At 62.1% G+C, this 20,970-nt stretch carries 25 protein-coding genes; 15 read left to right on the forward strand and 10 right to left on the reverse strand.

Annotation, left to right across the window (positions count from 1 at the left end; translation table 11 throughout):
- Positions 1-196: 196 nt before the first annotated feature.
- From ACRTG1_RS07795 to ACRTG1_RS07820, 6 genes are all read left to right on the forward strand, one after another.
- The gene (locus ACRTG1_RS07795; protein ID WP_113155775.1) at positions 197-430 is read left to right on the forward strand and encodes a hypothetical protein; all 234 of its coding nucleotides are present in this window, start codon (positions 197-199) and stop codon (positions 428-430) included.
- Between the two features lie 523 nt (positions 431-953).
- On the forward strand, positions 954-2,048 hold the full coding sequence (locus tag ACRTG1_RS07800; protein WP_432516027.1) for an autotransporter outer membrane beta-barrel domain-containing protein: 1,095 nt from the start codon (positions 954-956) through the stop codon (positions 2,046-2,048).
- A gap of 193 nt (positions 2,049-2,241) precedes the next feature.
- The gene (locus ACRTG1_RS07805) at positions 2,242-2,781 is read left to right on the forward strand and encodes a DinB family protein (RefSeq protein WP_206543993.1); all 540 of its coding nucleotides are present in this window, start codon (positions 2,242-2,244) and stop codon (positions 2,779-2,781) included.
- 2 nt (positions 2,782-2,783) lie between these two features.
- Positions 2,784-3,305, forward strand: a complete 522-nt coding sequence (locus ACRTG1_RS07810) for a hypothetical protein (protein ID WP_432516028.1) — start codon at positions 2,784-2,786, stop codon at positions 3,303-3,305.
- A 29-nt stretch (positions 3,306-3,334) separates the two neighbouring features.
- On the forward strand, positions 3,335-4,153 hold the full coding sequence (locus tag ACRTG1_RS07815) for a DUF6875 domain-containing protein (RefSeq protein WP_432516029.1): 819 nt from the start codon (positions 3,335-3,337) through the stop codon (positions 4,151-4,153).
- Positions 4,036-4,386, forward strand: coding sequence for a GFA family protein (locus ACRTG1_RS07820; protein ID WP_432516030.1), 351 nt, complete (start codon positions 4,036-4,038; stop codon positions 4,384-4,386). Before ACRTG1_RS07815 ends, ACRTG1_RS07820 begins: the two co-directional genes overlap by 118 nt.
- A gap of 27 nt (positions 4,387-4,413) precedes the next feature.
- Here ACRTG1_RS07820 and ACRTG1_RS07825 read toward each other — a convergent pair whose 3' ends face one another.
- The 3 genes from ACRTG1_RS07825 to ACRTG1_RS07835 all read right to left on the reverse strand — a co-directional run bounded on the left by ACRTG1_RS07825 (position 4,414) and on the right by ACRTG1_RS07835 (position 8,564).
- Positions 4,414-4,935, reverse strand: coding sequence for a hypothetical protein (locus tag ACRTG1_RS07825; protein WP_432516031.1), 522 nt, complete (start codon positions 4,933-4,935; stop codon positions 4,414-4,416).
- A gap of 262 nt (positions 4,936-5,197) precedes the next feature.
- Positions 5,198-8,023, reverse strand: a complete 2,826-nt coding sequence (gene uvrB / locus ACRTG1_RS07830; RefSeq protein ID WP_113155782.1) for an excinuclease ABC subunit UvrB — start codon at positions 8,021-8,023, stop codon at positions 5,198-5,200.
- A gap of 112 nt (positions 8,024-8,135) precedes the next feature.
- Positions 8,136-8,564, reverse strand: coding sequence for a GNAT family N-acetyltransferase (locus ACRTG1_RS07835; protein ID WP_206554236.1), 429 nt, complete (start codon positions 8,562-8,564; stop codon positions 8,136-8,138).
- A gap of 283 nt (positions 8,565-8,847) precedes the next feature.
- Here ACRTG1_RS07835 and ACRTG1_RS07840 point away from each other — a divergent pair, with 283 nt between their 5' ends.
- On the forward strand, positions 8,848-9,312 hold the full coding sequence (locus tag ACRTG1_RS07840; RefSeq protein WP_432516032.1) for a GNAT family N-acetyltransferase: 465 nt from the start codon (positions 8,848-8,850) through the stop codon (positions 9,310-9,312).
- Between the two features lie 86 nt (positions 9,313-9,398).
- On the opposite strand, the gene ACRTG1_RS07845 is transcribed toward ACRTG1_RS07840, so the two are convergent.
- The gene (locus ACRTG1_RS07845; RefSeq protein ID WP_206554238.1) at positions 9,399-9,926 is read right to left on the reverse strand and encodes a SixA phosphatase family protein; all 528 of its coding nucleotides are present in this window, start codon (positions 9,924-9,926) and stop codon (positions 9,399-9,401) included.
- Between the two features lie 157 nt (positions 9,927-10,083).
- Between ACRTG1_RS07845 and ACRTG1_RS07850 the strand changes: the two genes are divergently transcribed.
- On the forward strand, positions 10,084-10,653 hold the full coding sequence (locus ACRTG1_RS07850; protein WP_432516033.1) for a DUF2239 family protein: 570 nt from the start codon (positions 10,084-10,086) through the stop codon (positions 10,651-10,653).
- A gap of 3 nt (positions 10,654-10,656) precedes the next feature.
- On the opposite strand, the gene ACRTG1_RS07855 is transcribed toward ACRTG1_RS07850, so the two are convergent.
- Entirely contained in the window at positions 10,657-11,319 is a 663-nt protein-coding gene (locus ACRTG1_RS07855; RefSeq protein WP_432516034.1) for an ArsR/SmtB family transcription factor, read from the reverse strand.
- Between the two features lie 172 nt (positions 11,320-11,491).
- Between ACRTG1_RS07855 and ACRTG1_RS07860 the strand changes: the two genes are divergently transcribed.
- Positions 11,492-11,998, forward strand: a complete 507-nt coding sequence (locus tag ACRTG1_RS07860) for a DUF2938 domain-containing protein (RefSeq protein WP_432516035.1) — start codon at positions 11,492-11,494, stop codon at positions 11,996-11,998.
- Positions 11,999-12,004: 6 nt separating this feature from the next.
- Here the strand turns inward: ACRTG1_RS07860 and ACRTG1_RS07865 are convergent, their stop codons facing one another.
- From ACRTG1_RS07865 to ACRTG1_RS07880, 4 genes are all read right to left on the reverse strand, one after another.
- Complete coding sequence (locus tag ACRTG1_RS07865; protein ID WP_432516036.1) at positions 12,005-13,591, reverse strand: glucan biosynthesis protein; 1,587 nt, start codon at positions 13,589-13,591, stop codon at positions 12,005-12,007.
- Positions 13,592-13,658: 67 nt separating this feature from the next.
- A complete protein-coding gene (locus tag ACRTG1_RS07870) occupies positions 13,659-14,891 on the reverse strand; it encodes an OpgC family protein (RefSeq protein WP_432516037.1) in 1,233 nt (410 codons plus the stop codon).
- 146 nt (positions 14,892-15,037) lie between these two features.
- Positions 15,038-15,580, reverse strand: coding sequence for a GNAT family N-acetyltransferase (locus tag ACRTG1_RS07875; RefSeq protein WP_432516038.1), 543 nt, complete (start codon positions 15,578-15,580; stop codon positions 15,038-15,040).
- Positions 15,581-15,582: 2 nt separating this feature from the next.
- A complete protein-coding gene (locus ACRTG1_RS07880) occupies positions 15,583-16,155 on the reverse strand; it encodes a helix-turn-helix domain-containing protein (protein WP_432516039.1) in 573 nt (190 codons plus the stop codon).
- Positions 16,156-16,281: 126 nt separating this feature from the next.
- Here ACRTG1_RS07880 and ACRTG1_RS07885 point away from each other — a divergent pair, with 126 nt between their 5' ends.
- The 6 genes from ACRTG1_RS07885 (at position 16,282) to ACRTG1_RS07910 (ending at position 19,848) form a co-directional block, all read left to right on the forward strand.
- Positions 16,282-16,947: a GntR family transcriptional regulator gene (locus ACRTG1_RS07885; protein WP_432516040.1), complete on the forward strand. Its 666-nt coding sequence runs from the start codon at positions 16,282-16,284 to the stop codon at positions 16,945-16,947.
- A 208-nt stretch (positions 16,948-17,155) separates the two neighbouring features.
- Positions 17,156-17,758 (forward strand): biotin transporter BioY, encoded by a 603-nt coding sequence (locus tag ACRTG1_RS07890; protein WP_432516041.1) that lies wholly within the window; start codon positions 17,156-17,158, stop codon positions 17,756-17,758.
- Positions 17,758-18,195 (forward strand): DUF1284 domain-containing protein, encoded by a 438-nt coding sequence (locus ACRTG1_RS07895; RefSeq protein ID WP_432516042.1) that lies wholly within the window; start codon positions 17,758-17,760, stop codon positions 18,193-18,195. Before ACRTG1_RS07890 ends, ACRTG1_RS07895 begins: the two co-directional genes overlap by 1 nt.
- A gap of 107 nt (positions 18,196-18,302) precedes the next feature.
- The gene (locus ACRTG1_RS07900) at positions 18,303-18,773 is read left to right on the forward strand and encodes a VOC family protein (protein WP_432516043.1); all 471 of its coding nucleotides are present in this window, start codon (positions 18,303-18,305) and stop codon (positions 18,771-18,773) included.
- Positions 18,774-19,002: 229 nt separating this feature from the next.
- Positions 19,003-19,215 carry a cold-shock protein gene (locus ACRTG1_RS07905; RefSeq protein ID WP_113155795.1) on the forward strand — a complete coding sequence of 71 codons (213 nt, stop codon included), beginning with the start codon at positions 19,003-19,005 and terminating at the stop codon, positions 19,213-19,215.
- 417 nt (positions 19,216-19,632) lie between these two features.
- Entirely contained in the window at positions 19,633-19,848 is a 216-nt protein-coding gene (locus ACRTG1_RS07910; protein ID WP_113155796.1) for a cold-shock protein, read from the forward strand.
- Between the two features lie 318 nt (positions 19,849-20,166).
- On the opposite strand, the gene ACRTG1_RS07915 is transcribed toward ACRTG1_RS07910, so the two are convergent.
- Entirely contained in the window at positions 20,167-20,880 is a 714-nt protein-coding gene (locus ACRTG1_RS07915; RefSeq protein ID WP_432516044.1) for a DNA helicase, read from the reverse strand.
- Positions 20,881-20,970 lie beyond the last annotated feature (90 nt).

Below are 20,970 nucleotides of genomic sequence, written 5' to 3' on the forward strand. Positions count from 1 at the left end.
TCGCGGAGGTAAGCGAAAAGGTTCATGCGCCCGGGCATTTTTTCTTGCCGCAGGGCTGTCGCATGGGCGCAACATAGATTCGCCATAATGGAAAGAGGAAATAAACGTGTTACCGTATAGCGTGGGGCGAAGGTGGACGGCGGCAGAGGAGGTAACGCACGCCGACCGCAGCTCAACGACAGAGGAGGGCCGGACGATGGCCAAGTCTGGAGTACCGCATATCAGCGCCGGCATCTATGACGCAGCAGAGATGGCTGAAATGGAAAGCGCCATCGAAGCTGTCTGCAGCGAACTTGGCATAAAGCGTAGCGACAACAAGACCCGCGAACGTGTGGCAGGACATGTCATGCGATCATGGGCCGATGGACGCCGCACACCGCTCAACCTGGTTCAGGCCGGACTGGACGGCGGAACGCGGCTGGAAGCCTAGAGCATCAGCCGAACAGAGACTGCCCGACGCGCCGTGGCGCGAAAGGGTTTTGCTGCGCCCAGCTCCTCCCCCGAAAACTCTCGGAGATCCAGCGGACGCTGTCCATGACTGCGTCTCTCGCTTTGCCCGCCGTCAGGCCAGAATTACAAGCAGTGCGGCCAGCAACCATGGCAGCGCTGCAATCGAAACGCACTCCAGATTCAGAAACTCCGATGGCGTAACGGCGCAGTCCGGCCGCCAGCCATTGCGACCGCACATCAGGCTCTTCGCCATGCGCCAACAGGCAACCGATGCGAAGAAGGCGATCATCGCCTGCCCGGAACAAGAGAACTCCCGCCTTTCCCCCCGGGACCCCGGGCCTGCTGAGGAGCCCCTGCATTGCCTCCTATGGCATATCGACAACAGGGCCGGGCGAAAACGGAGTATTTCACACAGAAACACGCCGTGATCATTCCGCCCGCGCTCCGATCATTCTATCTTCGTGGGCGTGTTCGTCCCAAACGATGACCGGGGCCTTTCAGGAATGTTCTTCGCCCGCAAACGCTCCACCCCCGTGGTGGCGGCGCTCGCCATGACTGTCGCATTATCATCCGTGCCTCCGGAAGGAGCACGTGCGGCGGAACTGTCGTTCGACATGACGGCGATCCATGCGCGGCAGCGGGCGCGCGCGGCTGACAGCGAAGCGCGGCAGCTCTCCATCGTTCGTGAGCGGATGGCCAATACGCGCCAGCTCAGGGCGCGTGGCGGCAATGCCGAGGCAAGCCTCGTGCGGCTGCATGTGAAGCGCAGGCACGGTCATGATGCTGAAAGCCGGCTGCTCGACACCCGCCGGATCGTCGCGGCGGAGAAGCTGCGACGCACACCAAGGCTCGCCCGCTGGATGGGCGGCAAGGCCGTGCTGAGCGAGACGCGCGCCAATGACCGCCGCGCTTCGGCGTTTTCCACCAAGGGGCTGGCGTTTGGCGCAGATTACCGGGTGAGCCCCCGGCTCCTGATCGGCCATGCAACAGGCCTTGCCTATGACCGCTCGCCGCTTGCCACCGACATGACCTATTCGACACGCATCCTGAGCCAGACCCTTTATGGCACGCTGTTTACCGGCGACCGGACCTATCTGGATGTGGCGCTGGGCGCATCGCGCAGCAGCTTTTCGGGATGGTCTTCGCGTGGCGTCCGGGCTCCGGGCGGCGATGGCGACCGACTGTTCGCCATGCTGCGCGCCAGCCGCGCCTTCACACTGGATCGGCTAAAGCTGCGCAGCTATGGTGAAGCCACGTTTTCGCACATGCGCTTCAGCGGCGCGGCCAGCGGCCACCGCAATGAAGCGGCGAAGATGAAACTCGGCCTGACCGGCGAAACCCGGATTGAAACCCGGCGCGGACGGGTCACGCCGCGCGCAGGTCTGGAATGGAGCGCCGCCCGCAGCGAACGCACCGCGCCCGTCGCAACGCAGAAGGTGCGCCGCCTGGAAGACAGCGCAAAGATCACGGCCCGGGCGGGTTTCGACTGGGCGCTCAATCCGCGCGCGACGCTGACCACGGATTACGGCCTGAGCGCCGACACGCGCGGCAGCGGCAGAAAGCAGACGCTGAAAACCCGCTTCACTCTCCGCTTCTGACGCCGCTCCAGCGCATTTTTGGCACAACCCTGCCGACGCTTTCCGGCCCTGCCTCCTCCATTCAGAGCGCGTAACGCACCCGTAAAATTGCCTCCAGAGTACTTCCTCTACCGGGGGGCACCTCAATCATGGGGTGCAACCTCACGCTTACCCGGAAACCGAAAACCGGGCGAACATCCAATGGGAGGGGAATTTGAGCGGAATCAAGGATGCCATCAGGCGTCAGATCGACACGAGTGGAACACTGCTATTACGTGTATCCAAAACACTTTCAGACGACGGCTTTTTCGATGAGCCCGCCAATGGCGGCTCCATGGCCTGGACATTGACACATCTCTTTACGCTGCAGGACTGGGCGCGGAACCGCGTCTTTGGCGGTGTTGAACCAAGGGTCGACCGCGCGTCCCGCGAAGCCTTCAAGGGTGGGCGCGCCGTTTACGATGAAGACCGCGACCGGTTCGGCACAAGGCGAGAGATCGAGAACGCCTTCGCCAATGAGCAGTACCGCACGATTGCTGCACTGAACGCCTTCGATGTGGCCAAGTGGGACCAGCCAACCCCATCCGGTTGCCGTTTCCCGGCCTATGGAGCCCTGTGGGAACACCTCGCCGCGCACAATTACTGGCATCTGGGCGCACTCTCGGTGAGCCATCCCCACATCCTGCACCTCACACTGGTGGCGCCCCGCTTCTACAGCGTGGATCCGGAAGAAATGGCTGCTGAGGGAGTATGAAAATGCCCGGACAAGACACACATCACGCAGCAGCTGCCGAAGAACTGGCGCGCTTCTTCCAACTCCATGTCGCGCTCGACCGCCCGATCGAAATGTGGTCGGAGCGCATCGACAGGCACTGGCACGACATGTTGCCCGGCAGCGACACCGCCGAGCCGGGCACATCCTCTTCGAAAGCCCATGAAGCCTATGACCGGTTCTGCATCGAGGCATGCGGCCGGCGCATCATCCACGCCGAAGGCAAGGGCCACGGGCTGATTTCATGGACTGCTGAATATGAAGAGCGGTTTGGGAAACTGCCCGAGATCTGGTTCATGAACGAGGGCGGTGTGGTGGATCGCCCTGCCCGCGACCACTATCTGCAAACCGGCATGGTCATCGCCTCGTGGGATTGCAGCCCGCTTCAGCCCGATCCGATGGAACGCAGGCCAAAGGATGACGGCAAGGACAGCGGGAAGACAGCACCTCCCAAGCCGATACGCGACAGCGACAAGGACAAGAAAACCTCCTCGCGCGGCGGGTAGGCCCGGCAATGCGCAAAGTCCGGGCACGGATGCGACTTGCGGAGACGGGAGGAGCCGAGATTGACGGCTTTCTCACCGCCTCCGCCCGCTATTGCCCCTTCATCCAGCAGGCACGGGCTGCGGGCACGATCAGAACGTTCAAGCTGGCGCAGCGCGACGCCGCATGCGCCCCCACATACGACCCCACATGCGCCGCCGGCACGGCGCATCTGGAGCTCTTTCGTGATGCTCTCCACGGTCTGACCCACGCTTTCCTTGCCGAGCGCAGAAGGCTTGACCGCGTTCCGGGACGCCTGCTCTGCTACAATGTGGTTCTCGCCGACCTGCCGGAAAACACCGATCACGCATCCTTTCTCGGCGCGCTGCACTGGCCATTGAAGCGGGACTACACGAAAGCCGGCCTCATGTTCGGCAAGTTCTGGCCCGGCGAAGACAGTCATTCCCCAAAACACCGGCAGGTAATGCCAAATGCCCCTTTCCCGCTGATCTCGATACGCAGCGCGCAAAGGCGCGGTGACGGGCGGTTTTTCAGCCGTTCAGCCGATCTGCTTCAGGATTACATAAGCTGGCGGGCAAGCGCTGAGACAGACCAGCCCCTCTCCCCCCCCTGCCTCACAGCCCCCGTGAACGCTTGCAGCCTTTCTGATCAGGCGTCAGAGTTCGCGCAACGTATCGACAGCGAAGGAAAGGCGGCATGGATCATTTTGCAGGAGGGTGCCTGTGTGGCGCCGTGCGCGTCGAAGCGAAGGGCCAGCCCGACAGGGTCGGGATCTGCCACTGCCTTGACTGCCGCAAGCACCATGGCGCGCTGTTCTATGCTGCGGCGGTCTTCCCGCAGGACAGGGTGACCATCACCGGCGAGACACGCGATTATGAGGGGCGGCATTTTTGCCCGCGCTGCGGTTCATCCGTTTTCGCCAAGACCGGTGATGAAACCGAGGTGCATCTCGGCACGCTGGACGAACCCAACCAGTTGAGCCCCTCCTATGAGTTGTGGAGCATCAGGCGCGAGGCCTGGCTCCCGCCCTTTCCGGTTGAAGAACGATACGAGCGGAACCGGGAAGACGACCAGCCACACTGAACCGGCCCCGCATCCGGCGCCCGTCCCTCATCGGACAGGCAGACCAGCTTCCCTGCGCCTCTTGCGGATAAGATCGCGGTTTCCGTCCACCTGCACGATCAAGTCGCGCAGTCCCGAGCGGATCGCGGCGAGATCCGAGGCATGGGTCGTTTTCGAGGTCAGGGCATTGCCATGGGCGGCGTCCCAGTCCAGCGCCCACTTCATCGCCTCGATCCACTCATCAGGATCGGCGGCGATATATTCGTTCACCGGACGCCCGACGGATTCCGTCAGGGCGGAAAGCAGGATGTTTTCATCCTGCCCGGCATCGCCGAGCGCCGTTACAAGAAACCGGTAGCGCAACTGGCCGGCATACATCCACTTTGCCGCCTCCAGTCCGCGCCCCTGCGCCATGAGGCGCGAAGAAAGAACGTAGAGTGCAGCCGGATGTGCCTCCGGCGCGACGTCAATCAGCTCCGGCGTGGACAGTGAATCAAAATCATCAATCGGCTGCGCCACCACCGCGCCCGACAGAAGAAGCGCGAAGGCGCAGGCAAGAATACGTTTCATGATGCACTCGATTTCAGTCGCTGTTCGATAGGTGTCCGTACTGGATAGAGCCAGGCACCCTCGCCCTTCGACAGGCTCAGGATGAGGGTTACTTCTACGCTGGCGGAGGCCCCGAAGAGGGACGCTTCACATCTCAAGACCCCTCATCCTGAGCCTCATCTCAACAGCCCTCATCCTGAGCCTGTCGAAGGGCGGGGGCGCTTGGCACCGACCACAGATGAAACGTCCGTCCCCTAACGCACCACCGTGAAAACCCAGCTCCCTACCGTCCCGGCCGCCCGGTCTTTCCTGGCCGGCGCTTGCGGGCGCGGTCGTCGGCCGGGTCCTCATAAGAGCCAAGGCCGATCTTATGGCGTCGAACGGGCTTGGCGTCATCCTCCGGCTTCTGCGGAACCGGCTTGCGGACCGGCTTTTCCGTGCGCCCGACCGTCATCTCATCCAGATCGTTCTTGCGGAAGAGCCCCTTGCCAGCCGGCACTGCATGCGCGCCGGACGTGCCCATTTCATCGAGATCCGGCTTGTGGAAGAGAGAGGAAGCGGAGGCCGCTCCACCCTCACCCTGCGCCTGCTTCTGCGGTGCCTTCCTGCTGCGCGCCTTGTCGCGGCGGGACTTCTGGGTGTTCTCCACACCGGCGTCGCGGGCCAGCGGGTCGTCCATGATGGCGAGCTCAGTCTCCTTGAGGCGCTTGATCTCGTCGCGAAGGCGCGCGGCCTCCTCGAAGTCGAGATCGGCAGCCGCATCGCGCATCGCCTTCTCCAGATGCTCCAGATGTGCGGCAAGATTGTTGCCCACGAGGTTGTTGAGGTCCTCGCCCTTGCCGCGACCGCCGATATCGGCGCGGACATGGTCGCGCTCATAGACGGAGTCGAGAATGTCGGCGATGTTCTTCTTGACGGAAGCCGGCGTGATGCCGTGCTCCTCATTATAGGCGAGCTGCTTGTCGCGGCGGCGGTTGGTCTCCTCCATCGCGCGCTCCATGGAACCGGTGATGCGGTCGGCATAGAGCATGACCCGGCCATCAACATTACGCGCCGCACGGCCGATGGTCTGGATGAGCGATGTTTCGGAGCGGAGAAAGCCCTCCTTGTCGGCATCGAGGATGGCGACAAGACCGCATTCGGGAATGTCGAGGCCCTCGCGCAGAAGGTTGATGCCGACCAGAACGTCGAACGCGCCAAGACGCAGATCGCGAATGATCTCGATGCGCTCCAGCGTGTCGATGTCGGAGTGCATGTAGCGCACGCGCACGCCCTGCTCGTGAAGATATTCCGTGAGATCCTCCGCCATGCGCTTGGTCAGCACGGTCACCAGCGTGCGATAGCCCTTGGCTGCGGTCTCGCGGATTTCGCCCAGAACATCGTCCACCTGGGTCTTGGCGGGACGCACCTCGACGGGCGGGTCGATGAGGCCCGTGGGGCGAATGACCTGCTCGGCGAACACGCCGCCAGACTGCTCCATCTCCCAGTTTCCAGGCGTGGCCGAAACGGCGACGCTGGCGGGGCGCATCGCGTCCCATTCCTCGAAGCGCAGCGGACGGTTGTCCATGCAGGAGGGCAGACGAAAACCGTATTCGGCAAGCGTCGCCTTGCGGCGGAAGTCGCCGCGATACATGCCACCGATCTGCGGAATGGTGACGTGGCTCTCGTCGATGAAGACCAGCGCATTGTCGGGAATGTACTCGAACAGGGTCGGCGGCGGCTCGCCCGGCGCACGGCCGGTCAGATAGCGCGAATAGTTCTCGATGCCGGCACAGGAGCCAGTCGCCTCCAGCATTTCCAGATCAAAGCGGGTGCGCTGTTCGAGGCGCTGCGCCTCCAGCAGACGGCCGGCGCGCTCAAGCTCCGCCAGACGCTGTTTCAGCTCGGCATTGATGCCCTTCACGGCCTGATTCAGCGTGGGGCGCGGTGTGACATAGTGCGAATTGGCGTAGATCTTGACCGACTCCAGGTCGCCGGTCTTCTTGCCGGTAAGCGGATCGAACTCGGTGATGGTCTCGATTTCATCGCCAAAGAGGGAAATGCGCCAGGCGCGATCCTCAAGGTGGGCAGGAAAGATTTCGATCGTGTCGCCGCGCACCCGGAAGGAGCCGCGCACGAAATTGATGTCCTGACGCTTGTATTGCTGGGCAACCAGATCGGCCAGAAGCTGGCGCTGGTCCAGCCGGTCGCCAATCTGCATCTGGAAGGTCATGGCCGTGTAGGTTTCGACAGAGCCGATACCGTAGATACAGGACACGGAAGCGACGATGATCACGTCATCGCGCTCGAGCAGCGCGCGCGTGGCCGAGTGGCGCATGCGGTCGATCTGCTCGTTGATCGAGGATTCCTTCTCAATGAATGTGTCGGAACGCGGAACGTAGGCCTCCGGCTGATAGTAATCGTAGTAGGAAACGAAATACTCGACCGCATTGTCGGGGAAGAAGGACCTGAACTCGCCATAGAGCTGGGCGGCCAGCGTTTTGTTCGGCGCGAGGATGATGGCCGGACGCTGCGTCTCCTCGATCACCTTGGCCATGGTGAAGGTCTTGCCCGAGCCGGTAACACCGAGCAGCACCTGGGTGCGCTCGTTCTCGTTCGCGCCCGCGACCAGATCGGCAATGGCCGTCGGCTGGTCGCCGGAGGGCGTAAACTCCGTGACCATCTTGATCGGCACGCCGCCTTCCGACTTTGCGGGCCGGGAGGGGCGGTGCGGGGTCCAGTTGGACTGAAGGTTGGGATCGCCACCCTCGATCAGCCGCGAAAGAGCGGCGACCGTGGCGGTAACGCCCGAGGAAGAAAGCCCCTCGGCCTCCTCCAGCGTGACGTCGAGACCGGCGACGGGCATCATGCCGGCAGCCGCGCGCTCTCGCGCAGAGGCCGCGCCGCCCATGGAGGTGCCGCGCGCGGTCTTCGAGCCGCCGGCGGAACGCTCAGCCGTTTTCTTCGGTTTCTTCGCCTTGTCCCTGGCCTTCGCCGGCGCGGGCTTCTCTGCTTCCTGCGCTATCTCGCTTGCCCAGTCCGCGATGGAACCGGTCAGCGGCGTGCCCGAAAGCTCGGGCTGAGGGGCTTCGGCGAAGCCGCCATTCTTCTTTTCGGATGATTTGGCCATGCCCTGAATATGGAATCGCTGCCCTCAAATGGAAAGGGGTGACGCATGGGGAAAGCATCACCCCGCACAGCTCCTGACACAAGGGTGTCAGGAGCCCCCGCCTGTCCGGATATCAGGCCGGGTAGCGCAGATGCAGAACCGGCTCGCCCGTGGGTTCGTCGATGCGCTGCTCCACTTCGGCAAAGCCGTAGCGTTCATAGAAGCGCCTGCCGATGTCATTCTTCACGAAGACATCGAGTTCCAGCGCGCCCATGCGTGCAACCGCATCGTCCACCATCGCCCGGCCCAGCCCCCGACCGTGACAATCCGGGTCGAGAAAGAGGCCACCCACCTGGTTACCCAGAAGCGAGATGAAGCCGACAAGCCGGTCATCCGCCCAAACGGTGCGGGTGTCAGCCATGGGCAGATAGACATTGCGGATGTTTTCGGCTTCGCGCGTCAGGAAATCATCATCCAGAAACGCGTGGGCGAGCCGGCTCGCCTTGAGCCAGATGTCGACAATGGCGTCGTCATCGACGCCGGGTTGATAGGTCTTGATCATTTTCGTTTATGTCCAGCTATGCAGCATCAAGCGCGTCGACAACGGCACGCGCACTGCAGAATAATTTGGTTTGAAAGCGAAACGGATGCGCGGGACGGAACTGCGCCATCCATCATCCATTTCCGGGGCGAGACCCGCCCCCGCTTCACCGGGACATAAAACCTCCAGACATTTTGGCGCGATCTAGCGCGATCATGTAGGAAAGGCAAGCTTGCAGAAGCCACGCGCGGACATGTGAGGGTGATATGCTGCGCGCCACAAGAACAGTCGAGCGCCACTTCTCATGCAACTGATCCTCGCGAAAAACACCGACAGGCCGCTGATCGACCGGATGCTGCGGGAATACCTTGAAGAACTCTCGCCCCATGGCGGCGTCGATGACGATTATCCCTATCTGGACCTCTACTGGCAGGAGACCGACAGGCGCTGGCCCTATCTCTTCCGCGACAGCGAGACCGTTACCGGTTTCGCGTTCGTGCGGGCGCTGAAGGAAGATGGCGTCACCTTCTCCATGGCGGAGTTCGCGGTTCTGTCGAACGCACGCCGCAGAGGACTTGGCCGGTCGATGGCCGTGAGCACCATGCACCGGCACCCCGGCACGTGGGAGGTCAGCATCATGGCCGGCAATCAGGCAGCACAGATCTTCTGGCCAAAAGCGATCATTGCCGCCGGTGCGGAGAACATCGAGAAAAGCAGCGACACGGACGAAACGATCTATCGTTTTTCGATTGCGTCGGCTGTCAGCTAGAGCGCCGTGCGTCCATTCGGACGCACAAAGGACGCTCTAACCTGTTGAACCTGCGCATGGTGCTTTCCGAAAACCTGTTCCGATTTTCAGGCCGATGCGCTGAAATCTTTCGGCTTCATGAAATGGAGCAGTCGCGCACCGCCAAAGGCCAGAGCGTCCCACCGTCCATCAAAGGCGAACCGGGCAAGCGCAGCGGTGGGAAATTTCTCGCGCATGCGCTCCAGCGCGTCTTCCCCGGAACCGTTTCCGGCCAAAAGGCTGGCGAAGTCCTCCATGCCCGGATTGTGCCCGACAACGAGCACGCGCCCCGCCTCTTCCGGCACTTTGTGGAGAGCGGCCAGCAATTGCCCGGGCGTTGCCATGTAAAGCCCGCTTCCATCGCCAATCGCCGTAGCAGGCCCCTTCAGCGCTGACGAGACCAGTCGCCATGTCTGCTGCGCCCTGCGCGCCGGCGACACCAGCACCAGATCCGGCAACCAGCCACGCTGCGCGAGTTCTCGCCCCATGCGTGGCGCGGCGCGTCGTCCACGCGGCGCAAGCGGACGCTCGGCATCGCTCAGGCCGGGCTCATCCCAGCTCGATTTCGCATGCCGTAAAAGCAGAAGCTCTTTCATTCGCCCTCCAAGAAACGCGTTGAATCAGCCTTCAAGCGCGCCAGAACGCTAGGCACAGAGGCTCAGCCAGCGTCAAGGCTGCATTTTATCCGGGTATATTGACAGAAATATTATACCCGGGTAAAAGCCATTCGACATTCAACGGAGCCCCACCCCGATGTCCAGCTTCACAGGTTTTCATGGCGAGAAGTTTCTCGCAAGCGGCACCGCAACCGAGGTTGCCCTGGCAGCCAAAGCATTGCTCAGCGACTATCCCGGCGCGGATGTGCTTATCTTCAATGATGCGACTGGCCGGCAGACCGACTTCAACCTGACGGGCAGCGAGGCCGAGGTTCTGGAGCGGCTGGCCGCGAAACCGCAGGAGGCAGCGCCCGAGAAGCGCGCGCCGGGGCGCCCGAGGCTCGGCGTGGTGGCCCGTGAGATCACCTTGCTGCCGCGCCAGTGGGAATGGCTCAGTGAACAGCCCGGCGGCGCGTCGGCAACCCTGCGCAAACTGGTGGACGCCGCCCGCACAGCCGATATGCCGCGCGAGCAGATCCGCAGGGCGAAGACCGCGGCCGACAGGTTCATGATGGCGATGCTCGGCGACAAACCCGGCTACGAGGAAGCGGCGCGCGCGCTCTATGCAGGCGATGCAAAAACCTTCAAGAGCCGGATCAACAACTGGCCGAAAGATCTCAGAACACATCTGGAGCGCCTTGCGGCGCCAGCCTTTGACACGAACTGAAACTCAGTTCAGTCGTTCAACAGGCAGGCCAGCCGCTTTCCAGTCCGGGAAACCATCGGAAAGACGGCTGGCCGCCAGACCTTCACGCTGGAGCAGAAGGGCGGCGTCCAGCGACAGCATGCAATAGGGGCCGCGACAATAGGCGATGACCTCGCGGTCTCGCGGCAATTCGGCAAGGCGCTTCTCCAGCGCATCGAGCGGCACATTCACCGCACCGGGCAGATGCCCCTGCGCAAACTCCTCCTCCGGGCGGACATCGAGCAAAAGAACCGTCTCGTCGCGCAGGCGCGAGAGAAGCTCGTCACGCGAGACGGTTTCCACCGCCCCCATGCCGTTTTCGCCCCCGGTGACCAGCGCCATAACCTCGGCATGGGTGTGCGCCACCTGCGCACGCAGGGCTGCCAGAAGCGGCACCACCGGCCCCTCCCCCAGACGATAAAGCACATTCTTGCCCTCGCGCCGGGCCAGAACGAGGCCGGCACGCCGAAGATGCTGCAGATGTTGCGAGGCATTGGCCATGGAAAGCCCTGCCAGCGCGGCGAGCCGCTCCACCGGGCGCTCACCCTGAGCAACATGCTCCAAGAGCGCAATGCGGTGCGGGCTTGCGAGCGCGCGGGCAAGCTCCGCCGCCTGGGCATAAAGCTGCTGCCCGGTTCGATCCGCCATTGACAAGTCCTCCTTCATTACGCAATCAATCAATAAAACAATTGAATGTTTATGTGAAGTGCTTTCACCAAGTGAGATGTGCTGCTGCGCGCGCCTTCCCAAACGCGGGACACGGCCATGTGCGGCAAAAAAAAGCAACGCCCGGTCAGGGCAACGAGAAAACGGAACAAGCATGACGGCCGAAGCAATCGAGTTCAGCATACGCGCATTTCTGATCGGCGTGGGCGCTACCGCCTTCATGGATCTATGGGCGCTGTTTCAGAAACGGGCCTTCGGCATTCCCGCCCTCAACTACGCAATGGTGGGACGCTGGATCGGACATCTCGGCTCGGGAACCCTTTGCCATCAGGCTATCGGCGCTGCCCGGCCCATCCCCGGCGAGCGCGCCATCGGCTGGGCCGCACACTATGCCATCGGCGTGCTCTTCGCCGGTATTCTGATCGCAATGGCGGGGCTGGGCTGGGCGCGCCAGCCAAGCTTTCTGCCCGCACTCGCCATGGGCATCGTGACCGTGCTTGCGCCCTTTCTCATCCTGCAGCCCGGCATGGGCGCGGGCATCGCCGCAGCGAAAACGCCAGCGCCCAACACGGCGCGACTGCGCAGCCTCATCGCCCACACCTCCTTCGGTATCGGGCTTTATCTGGCCGCACTTGGCGCGAACTGGCTGACCGGAGGGTGAGCCGGATCAGGCCCCGCCTCTGACATCATCCCGGTTCGGGAAATACTGATAGAGCCATGTCTCGGTCAGCGCGCGGTCATCCCCGCCCTTCACATACATGCGCATATCGACGGGGTCCGTACCCTCAATCCGCGCATCGAAGAAAGCGCGGTAGAGGCCCGGCTGACCGACAACGGGATGGGCGTCCGCCAGCGTCACCTCGCCGCGTGAGAGATCGACCACCGGCTCGGCATCGCCGCGCTCCAGCGCGCCCACCTCTCCACCGCGATAGTCAACCACGAAGCGGGTCGTGTTTTCCGGACGCGGCTGGCCGGGAATGCCGCCAATGCCGGTATAGGTCGCCATGACGCGCCCGAGCTCTGCCGGGAATGGCTCGTCCGCCGTCCAGTAAAGACGATAATCGAACTGGAGCGGCTTGCCCGGCTCGACCGGAGCATCCGGCACCCAATACATGACAATGTTGTCGTGGATCTCGTCATCGGTGGGTATTTCGACAAGCTGCACCTGACCGGAAGCCCACTCATTGACCGGCTCGATCCAGGCGGAGGGACGTCGCTCGTAGAAGACGCCGTCATCCTGATAGTGGTCGAAATCACGGTCGCGCTGCAGCAGGCCGAAACCGCGCGGGCGCTCATCCATGAAGGCATTGGTGACGGTTTCGGGCGGATTGTTGAGCGGCCGCCAGAGGCGCTCGCCATTACCCATCCAGATGGCAAGCCCGTCGGAATCGTGGATTTCCGGCCGCCAGTCGACAGCCTGTTTTCGGTTCGTTTCGGAATACCAGTACATGGAGGTGAGCGGCGCAACGCCCAGCCGCTCGACGGTTTTGCGCGGATAGAGCCAGGACGAGACATCCATCACCGGGCCGTCGCCCCGCGCGCAGTCAAAACGATATGCGCCGGTGATACCGGGACTGTCGAGCAGCGCATAGACCAGAACGCGGTCCGGCTCTCCCTCCATGCGCTCAAGCCAGATGCGGCTGAACCGGGGAAACTCCTCCGGCTTCGGCAGGGCCGTGTCGATGGCAAGACCACGCGCAGAGAGACCATACTGGTTCAGCTCGCCTGAAGACCGGAAATAGGATGCGCCGAGGAATGCCAGCCAGTCGGTCTTCTGCGACGGCTCATGCAGGCGGAAGCCGGAGAAACCGATATTGTCGGGCAGTTCGCGCGCGGGATGATCTTCGGGCAGATCGAAATAATCCGGCCGGTAAAGCACTTCCCGCGCCTCGCCATTCTCCACGACATGCATGAGAACCGGTTCCTGAAAGTAGCGCCCGAGATGGAAGAACTGCACCGGCGCGCCGCCTTTCCCATCCGCCCAGAGCGCATGATCCTTGCGAAAACGGATCTTCTGAAAGGCGTCGTAATCGATCTGCTCAAGGATCTCGCCATGGGGCGAGCGGCCATCCTGCCACGGGGCCGCGGCCAGCGCCTCGGCCTCTTCTTTCAGTGCATCGAAGCTGAAGGTCTTTGCGGGACCGAAGGTCAGCCCCGGCGCTTCGGCTGCGGCAAACGCGCTGCCCGACAGTCCTGCGACCACAGAAGACGACAGCGCGAACGAAAGAAAATCCCGTCGGTTAAGATCGGTCATGGATGTACAGTCCCTTGCTCATTCATGAAATGCTGGAGTGAAATTGCGTGAACCGCCGGACGGCGGATCACTTGGCGGGTGCGGCCCGGGCTTTCACGTCATCAGACGAGGCCCGGTCACGCAGAAAAGGAACCCTGCTGAAATAGGTTGCGCGCTCGCGATAAAGCGCCGGCACGGCAAGCGAGGCGATGGCCGAGAGCGCAATCGCCGTCTTGGTCCACTCCGAGAACGGACCATAGTGATGCTCGAACCCTTTCAGGAGGTAGATCACGATCACGTGCCAGGCATAGACCTGCAGTGAATGGCGACCGATCAGCCGCAGGAAGGAAAGGCTGAATATCCAGCGCAGGCCATTGCCCAGCGCCCGCACGATCCGGTTGTCCGCGAGTGACCCCGCCATGACCATCCAGGCCACGAGGTAACCGGTGGCCATGAAGTTCACCAGATAGACGAAGCTGAACTCGGTTCGATTGTCGAGGCTCCTGAAGCGCTCCATCATCGGCTCGGGCAGAAGCTTGAAGGTGAAACCGAAGCGGAAACCCATGAAGACCAGCACCAGAGCGAAGGCCAGCCAGACGAGCGCCGTGCGCTTCGGGTTCATCACCTTTTCCCAGTCGATCCTGCCGGTGGCGGTGAGCGCACCGAGAACGAGGCCCGACATGAAGACCGCCTGCCAGGCAAGCACATTAAAGGCCGTGCGAAACATCTCGCCCTCATGCACCTCATCAAGCAGCGCGCGAATGCCGCCGGCAACCGGGAAATGAAGGCCCAGCTGAACGGCCGCCCAGAGAAACGCGGACAGTGCCGCAACCCACATCCAGCGCCCTGTGACGCAAAGCCAGATCAGCGGCGGAGACACCAGCATGTAGACGATGTATTGCGGCAGGATATCCATATAGGTGGGCTGGTAGAGCAGAAGCAGCGAGGCCAGCGCATAGAACGGATTGTGGTCGGCGAGATCCCAGAGCCACGGCTCCCAATAGGTGGAAGAGGCGCTGAGCACCAAGCCGAGCAGAAAGACGATCACGAGGCAGGCCACCGCATAGCGATAGATCTCGAAAGCGCGCTTTCTTACCTTCGCCGCACCCGCAGCATAACCATCGCGGAGCATGCGGCGCGCATAGACCATGCCGACAAGCAGGCCGGACAGGAACACGAAGCCCTGCGCATCCTGCACATATCCCAGTTCGCCGTGATTGAATTTGACCAGCAGATATCCGCCGGCAAAGGTCAGGTGGTTCAACACCATGAAGACGAGGAAATATCCTCGCATGCCGTCCAGTATTTCCAGGCGTCGCATATTCTCTTCCGCAGACTTGGAACCACCCCCGTGGACAAGCGCGGGTACCATGTGCGGGTTCCATCAACGCCATCACGATCTGTTCGCAACGGTGTCAGGCGCGTGAGGTGGAGCACCGTCCGCCTACGGAAAACAGGGCCCTGACCCTAGACCTCCAACCGCTTGTACATCACCGTCGTTGGATCGAGACGATCATCAAAGGGATCGCGGCAAAAATCCGGAATGACGCCCGAAACCGCGTAACCAAGTGCTGCGTAAAGCGGCTCGGCGCTGTCGCCCGTGCGGGTGTCGAGCGTGATGAGGCTGCGGCCACGCATGCGGGCTTCGGCCTCGAGCGCGAGCATCAAAGACCGGGCGAGCCCGCGACGACGGAACGCCGGACTGACCAGAAGCTTGGAGACTTCTGCCCGGTGCGGCTGATTGGGCGGCATGTCCACCACAAGCTGAACCGTTCCCGCGAGCACCGCCCCCTGTCGCGCCACGAACAGCACGCGATCACCGGATCTGACCGCAGGCAGGGTCTTTTCACGCCAGAAGCCCTCCGCCTCATGCACATCAAAGGGCAGGACAAAGCCGACGCTTGCCCCGTCATGCACGCATGCATGAAGAAGGGACGCCAGTTCGGGCAGCATGCCTTCAGCCTGCGAAGCGTCGAGGCGATCAATCGAAAAGGCGGCGGCATCCTGCATGGTCACACCGTAAAGAGGAGATAGCGCGCGCCGCCCTCTTCCCCGGCCTCGAAACGGCTGGGGCCGCGCAGCTGATAGCGAAGGCAATCGCCCGGATGAACCATATGAACAGCACCATCGACCGTGATGCGGAGCGCACCTTCAAGCATGACGAGATGATGCTCCAGGCCCGGGCGCGGCGGACCATCATATGAGACGGAAGCGCCCGGACGCAGGCACCCCTCCATCACCTCTCCGGCAAGCGCACGGGCCGGTGGCGAGACGACGCGGCGAACGAACCCGGACTGCGCATCTTCCCAAAGCGCCTGCGCCGCGCGTGGCGCCAGCGGCGGGAAATCGTCTTCCACGAGATGCATCAGCCGCGAGAGCGTCATGCCATAAGCGGCGCAGAGCCTGCCCAGCACATTGGCCGTGGCGCTCACCTCCGCATTCTCAAGCCGCGAAAGCGTGGCGCGACTGACGCCACTGCGACCGGCAAGATCGTCAAGCGACCAGCCACGCTCCTGACGCAGCGCCCGCAGGCGCTCTGCAATGCGCTGATCAATCGTGGGGTCGGGTATCGAGACAGAATCCATATTTGAGAAATTATCCCGGATATGAAATCCGTCAAGCGTCGGGCGAGCTGCCCATCCATCCGAAGCCGAACGGGGAAGCGAGAAAGATGGCTCGACAAATCAGCGCGAAGCAAATTATCTATAATCATGAGTGATCGCAAAGAGACCAAAGCCGCACAGATCGCGCGCACGCTTGCCGACCGCATCGTCTCCGGCGCGCTGGAGCCGGGTGCACGCCTGCGGCAGGACCACATAGCCGAAGAATTTGGCGCAAGCCATGTGCCCGTGCGCGAGGCCTTTCGGCTGCTCGAAGCGCAGGGGCTGGCCAAGAGCGAACCGCGCCGCGGCGTGAGGGTGGCGGCGTTCGATCTGAACCAGGTGCGCGAAGTGGCCGAGATGCGCGCCGCGCTCGAAGTTCTCGCCCTGCGCAACGCAGCGCAGCACCTGACACCGGCGATCCTCAAGGCTGCAGAAGAGGCAATCCTTGAAGGCGATCAGGCGCGCGACGTGATCGCGTGGGAGACCGCAAACCGGCGGTTTCACAGACTTCTGCTCACGTCGTGCAGCATGCCCCGCCTGCTGGCGGCGATCGACGATCTGCATGCGGCAAGCGCGCGCTTTCTTTTTTCGGCCTGGCGCTCGAACTGGGAAACCCGCACGGACCGCGACCATCGCGCGATCCTTGAGCACCTGCGGCGCGGCGAAGTGGATGCGGCCTCGGCCGTGCTCGCGCGGCATGTGCAATGGATCGGACGCAGGCCAGTTGAAACCGCATCCGGCAAGCGGCGCGAAGCCTTCGTGATCGAAGGCTAATTAAGGCTCATTCCGGCCCGACGGCCACACCAAATCGCGTCCAACCTGCTCCCCGAGCGTCACACTGCCCTGCCGTGGCGCAATTGCGTCTGGGCGCAGCGCAGAAGACGCAATGCGTGAGATTTTGCACACCCCCTTGCCAAGCCGACGCGAATATGGACTCAATAATAGATGAAGACTCATAATTATCTATAATTTGAGAGAGACCATGCCTCACAGCTTAGCTTCACAGCAGACCACCGGCCTCATCGGCCATGCCGGCGCACTCCGGCTCAACGAGAAGTCGCTCGCCTTCAAGGCCGGGGCAGTCGTGCTTGGCACGCTCTTCCTGGTAGTGGCGTCACGCATCGAAGTTCCAATGGTGCCCGTCCCCGTGACCATGCAGACATTCGCCGTCGCCATGATCGGCGCACTTTACGGCGCAAGGCTCGGCACCCTGACGGTGCTCGCATGGCTCGGCGAAGCCATGATCGGCATGCCGGTTCTGGCCGGCGGCGCAGGCGGCCTTGCGCATTTCGCAGGCCCGACGGGCGGCTATCTCGCCTCATTCCCGCTCATGGCGCTGCTTGTCGGCGCACTCACGGAACGCGGCTGGAATGCGCAACGCCCGCTCCTTGCCTTCACCTCCATGCTGGCCGCGAACGCCCTCTGCCTCGCCATGGGCGGCCTGTGGCTTGCCGGCATGATCGGCCTCGAGAAGGCAATCATGCTTGGCGTAACCCCCTTTATTATCGGCGCAATCCTGAAATCGGCACTGGGCGCTGCGTCGCTGGTGGCGCTCTCGCGCACCGCAAAACGGGGCGATGCGTAATGACGGTGCGGCTGCGTGCACACCATCTCCTGTGCATGCTGACCTATGTCGGGCGGGGCTACAGCCCCGCCTTCACCGCCAATTACGACCGGATCATCGAACGCCTCAACGCAGGTGAGCAGATCCTGATCGTCGACGGTCCGGACGACATCTGCCAGCCCCTCATCGCGGAAGAGGCAACGCCGCATTGCCTGAATGTCAGCGTCCGCGAACGCGACCAGCGCGCCGCAGGGGCGCTGACACGCTGGCTGGGACAACCAGTCGAAATCGGCCATTTGCTGACGCCCGACCGAAAGCTTCTCGACCGGATGCGGACCAGCTTCGCCAGAGGCGCGACACGCCAGGCATGCCTTGGCTGCGAATGGACTTCGCTCTGCTCATCGGTTGCCGGCAACGGTTATGCCGAAAGCCTGCTGACACTCACTGCCAGCGACTGAAACAACATCAGCCACGACCGTCACCGCATCCTTCTGTCGGAAAACCGCTCTCTCCTTCGTCCTTGGGGTTCACACCCCCAAGGCAAACAGAAGGAGAGGACGCGGCCATGAACATCATACAACACCTCTGGTTCGAGAAGGACATGGAGGCCGCAATCGGCCTCTACACGTCGCTGATACCCAATTCCCGGATCGACAACGTCACCACGCTGCCGGCAGAGACGCCGGCCGGACCTCCAGGCAGCGTGAAAATCGCAGAACTCACACTTGCAGGCCAGCGCTATCAGGCGCTGGAAGCCGGGCCGCTCGACAGTTTTAACCACAGTTTCTCCATCGTTGCCGAGTGCGAAACGCAAGCCGAGATCGACAGGCTCTGGGAGGCACTGAGCGAAGGCGGCGCGACAGAGCAATGCGGCTGGCTGAGGGATCGCTGGGGACTGAGCTGGCAGATCGTTCCCGCAATGCTCAACGCCCTCATCAGCGATCCCGACCACCCCAAAGCGAGACGGGTGACGGAGGCAATGCTGGAAATGGTGAAGCTCGACATCGCGCTGCTGGAGGCCGCAGCCCGCGATTGAAGCCGGCTCAGCATGCGTAAATCATAGACAATTAGCTAGTACACGCAGTCTTGTAGCCATTTCCCTTTCGTGTCATAGATTCCCCGCGCTCGGGTGATTGCAGACCCGGAGACTGGAAGCTTTATGATTTGGACGGCCCCTTTCCCCGATTTTCTTCAAACTCTCGAACCACCGCTAATCTGTGCACGTTGCGCAGGCGCGAACTCTCAAAGGGAAAAGGAGTTTCCCAATGGCCCAGACAGGCACCGTTAAATTCTTCAATGCGAGCAAAGGCTTCGGCTTCATCACCCCGGACGATGGCGCGAAAGACGTTTTCGTACACATCTCCGCAGTTGAGCGCTCCGGCATGACCACGCTCACCGACGGCCAGAAGGTTTCCTTCGAGGTCGAGCCCGATCGCATGGGCAAAGGCCCGAAGGCAGTCAACCTTTCGGCTGCCTAATACCGGGTTATCTCGGTTGTAGAGTTTGAGCGCGGCGTGCAAACGCCGCGCTTTTTCTTTGCTCGCTGGAATTGCAGACGCAGACACCTTCGCAATTCGTATTATTCATAAAACTTTCTCTTGATACCCTTGAAAAAATCGGGGAAGCTCCCTGCCATTCGGGCATTTGCGGGCCCGGAGACTGGAATGGCATGCCCCAATAGCGGGTCCATTTAGGCCCGTCTGGGAAGTCGCACCGATAGTAAGAGGACAATATGCTTGTGCGGGCGAAGAGCCCACAATCACGGGTCCCCACTGCGAGGCGCGAAGCTGACTGTTTCTTCTCCCCCAGTAAACGACCGATGACGCCATGGGCCTAAAACCCTTCAAGAGGTTGGCCCGCCGAAACCAGCATAAAGGGAGAAAGGACTCCTTCCTATGTCGCAGAGTGGTACAGTAAAGTTCTTCAACCAAGCCAAGGGATACGGGTTCATTACCCCGGATGATGGCGAGAAGGACGTTTTCGTTCATATTTCAGCAGTTCAGGCTTCCGGTCTGGCGGGACTGGAAGACGGGCAGAAGGTCACGTTCGAGACCGAGCCCGACAAGCGTGGCAAAGGTCCCAAGGCCGTCAACCTGATGGTTGCCTCCTGACCAGGGCCTGCGGCGCCTGAGGCGCCGTATTGCCTGCCCTCCGTGGCAGGCCCACCTGCACCCGGAGAGGGTGAAGACGCACGACCACCAGATGGTCGCGCGACGGTTCTATTCGGTCAGATTTGGGCTTCTCCAGCACATTGAACTTGAGGCGTTGAAGTTCAGGCGCTGCCTCAGCGAAGCCCGGCCAAATCAAGACGGTAAAGACGAGGCGAGCGAGAAGATCGCGGCAGCGTCAGCCCGAACCGCGCCCGGCCCAAACGCCCCATCCTTTTAACAGTTATGCGAATACCCCGCGCCAGCAGATCTGGCACGACTTCACATCAGCGTTTCAAACCGGATCTCGCCGTCATGCAGAAAGCAGGCTCTGCTGAACAGGGCCAAATCAAGCGGGTTTGGCAGACGGATATCGGCCATGCCCGGCATGGCCCGACCGGAAAGATCGAACAAGCGATCAATCTGGGCAATGAAGACAAAGACGATGCCCCGCCTGCGCGCAAAAGCACGCAGCGCACGCACCTGATCCAGAAGATCCGGGTTGGAACGCTTCTGATCGAGCAGCTGAAGATAATCGATGGCGGCAAGCGCGCCCGGCTCGGCATTGGCGAGCACGCGCGTGATGTGCCCGGCGCAGATCCCGTCCGAATTGTCAAAAGTGAAGCGATCTGCGAAGCCATCCGCCTGCGCCGCCAGCGAACCGAAGCGCTCAACAATATCCCGCTGCGTGTATTCAAGCGTGAAGAAGACGCCCTGGCGTCCATTCCGCATCGCCTCGATTACAAGCTCGAAAGCGAGAAGCGTCTTGCCCTGCCCGGGACGCGCAGCCAGCAGAAGGCAATCGCCGGGGTGCAAGACGGGGAACAGCCTTGAGGCCGGCGAAGCCGCCGACATTTTCGCTGCCAGCAGGCTCCACGCGCCATAGCCCTCTTCTTTCGCAATGCGGTCGAGAGCAGCATGAAGCGGCAGGCCATCACGGCGGGAGATAAGTTTCGCCCTGCGTTTCAGGACATAGAGCGGTGCAGTGAGTTTCATCTGAAACCTCCTATCGCGAGCGGATTTCGCAATCCCTCCTTATGCGCTTGCCCGAACAGTCGGTTCGAAACGGGAACGCCCTTGCATGAA

This window comes from Nitratireductor sp. PBL-C9 (assembly GCF_050877045.1).
GTDB classification, from domain to species: Bacteria; Pseudomonadota; Alphaproteobacteria; order Rhizobiales; family Rhizobiaceae; genus Nitratireductor; species Nitratireductor aquimarinus.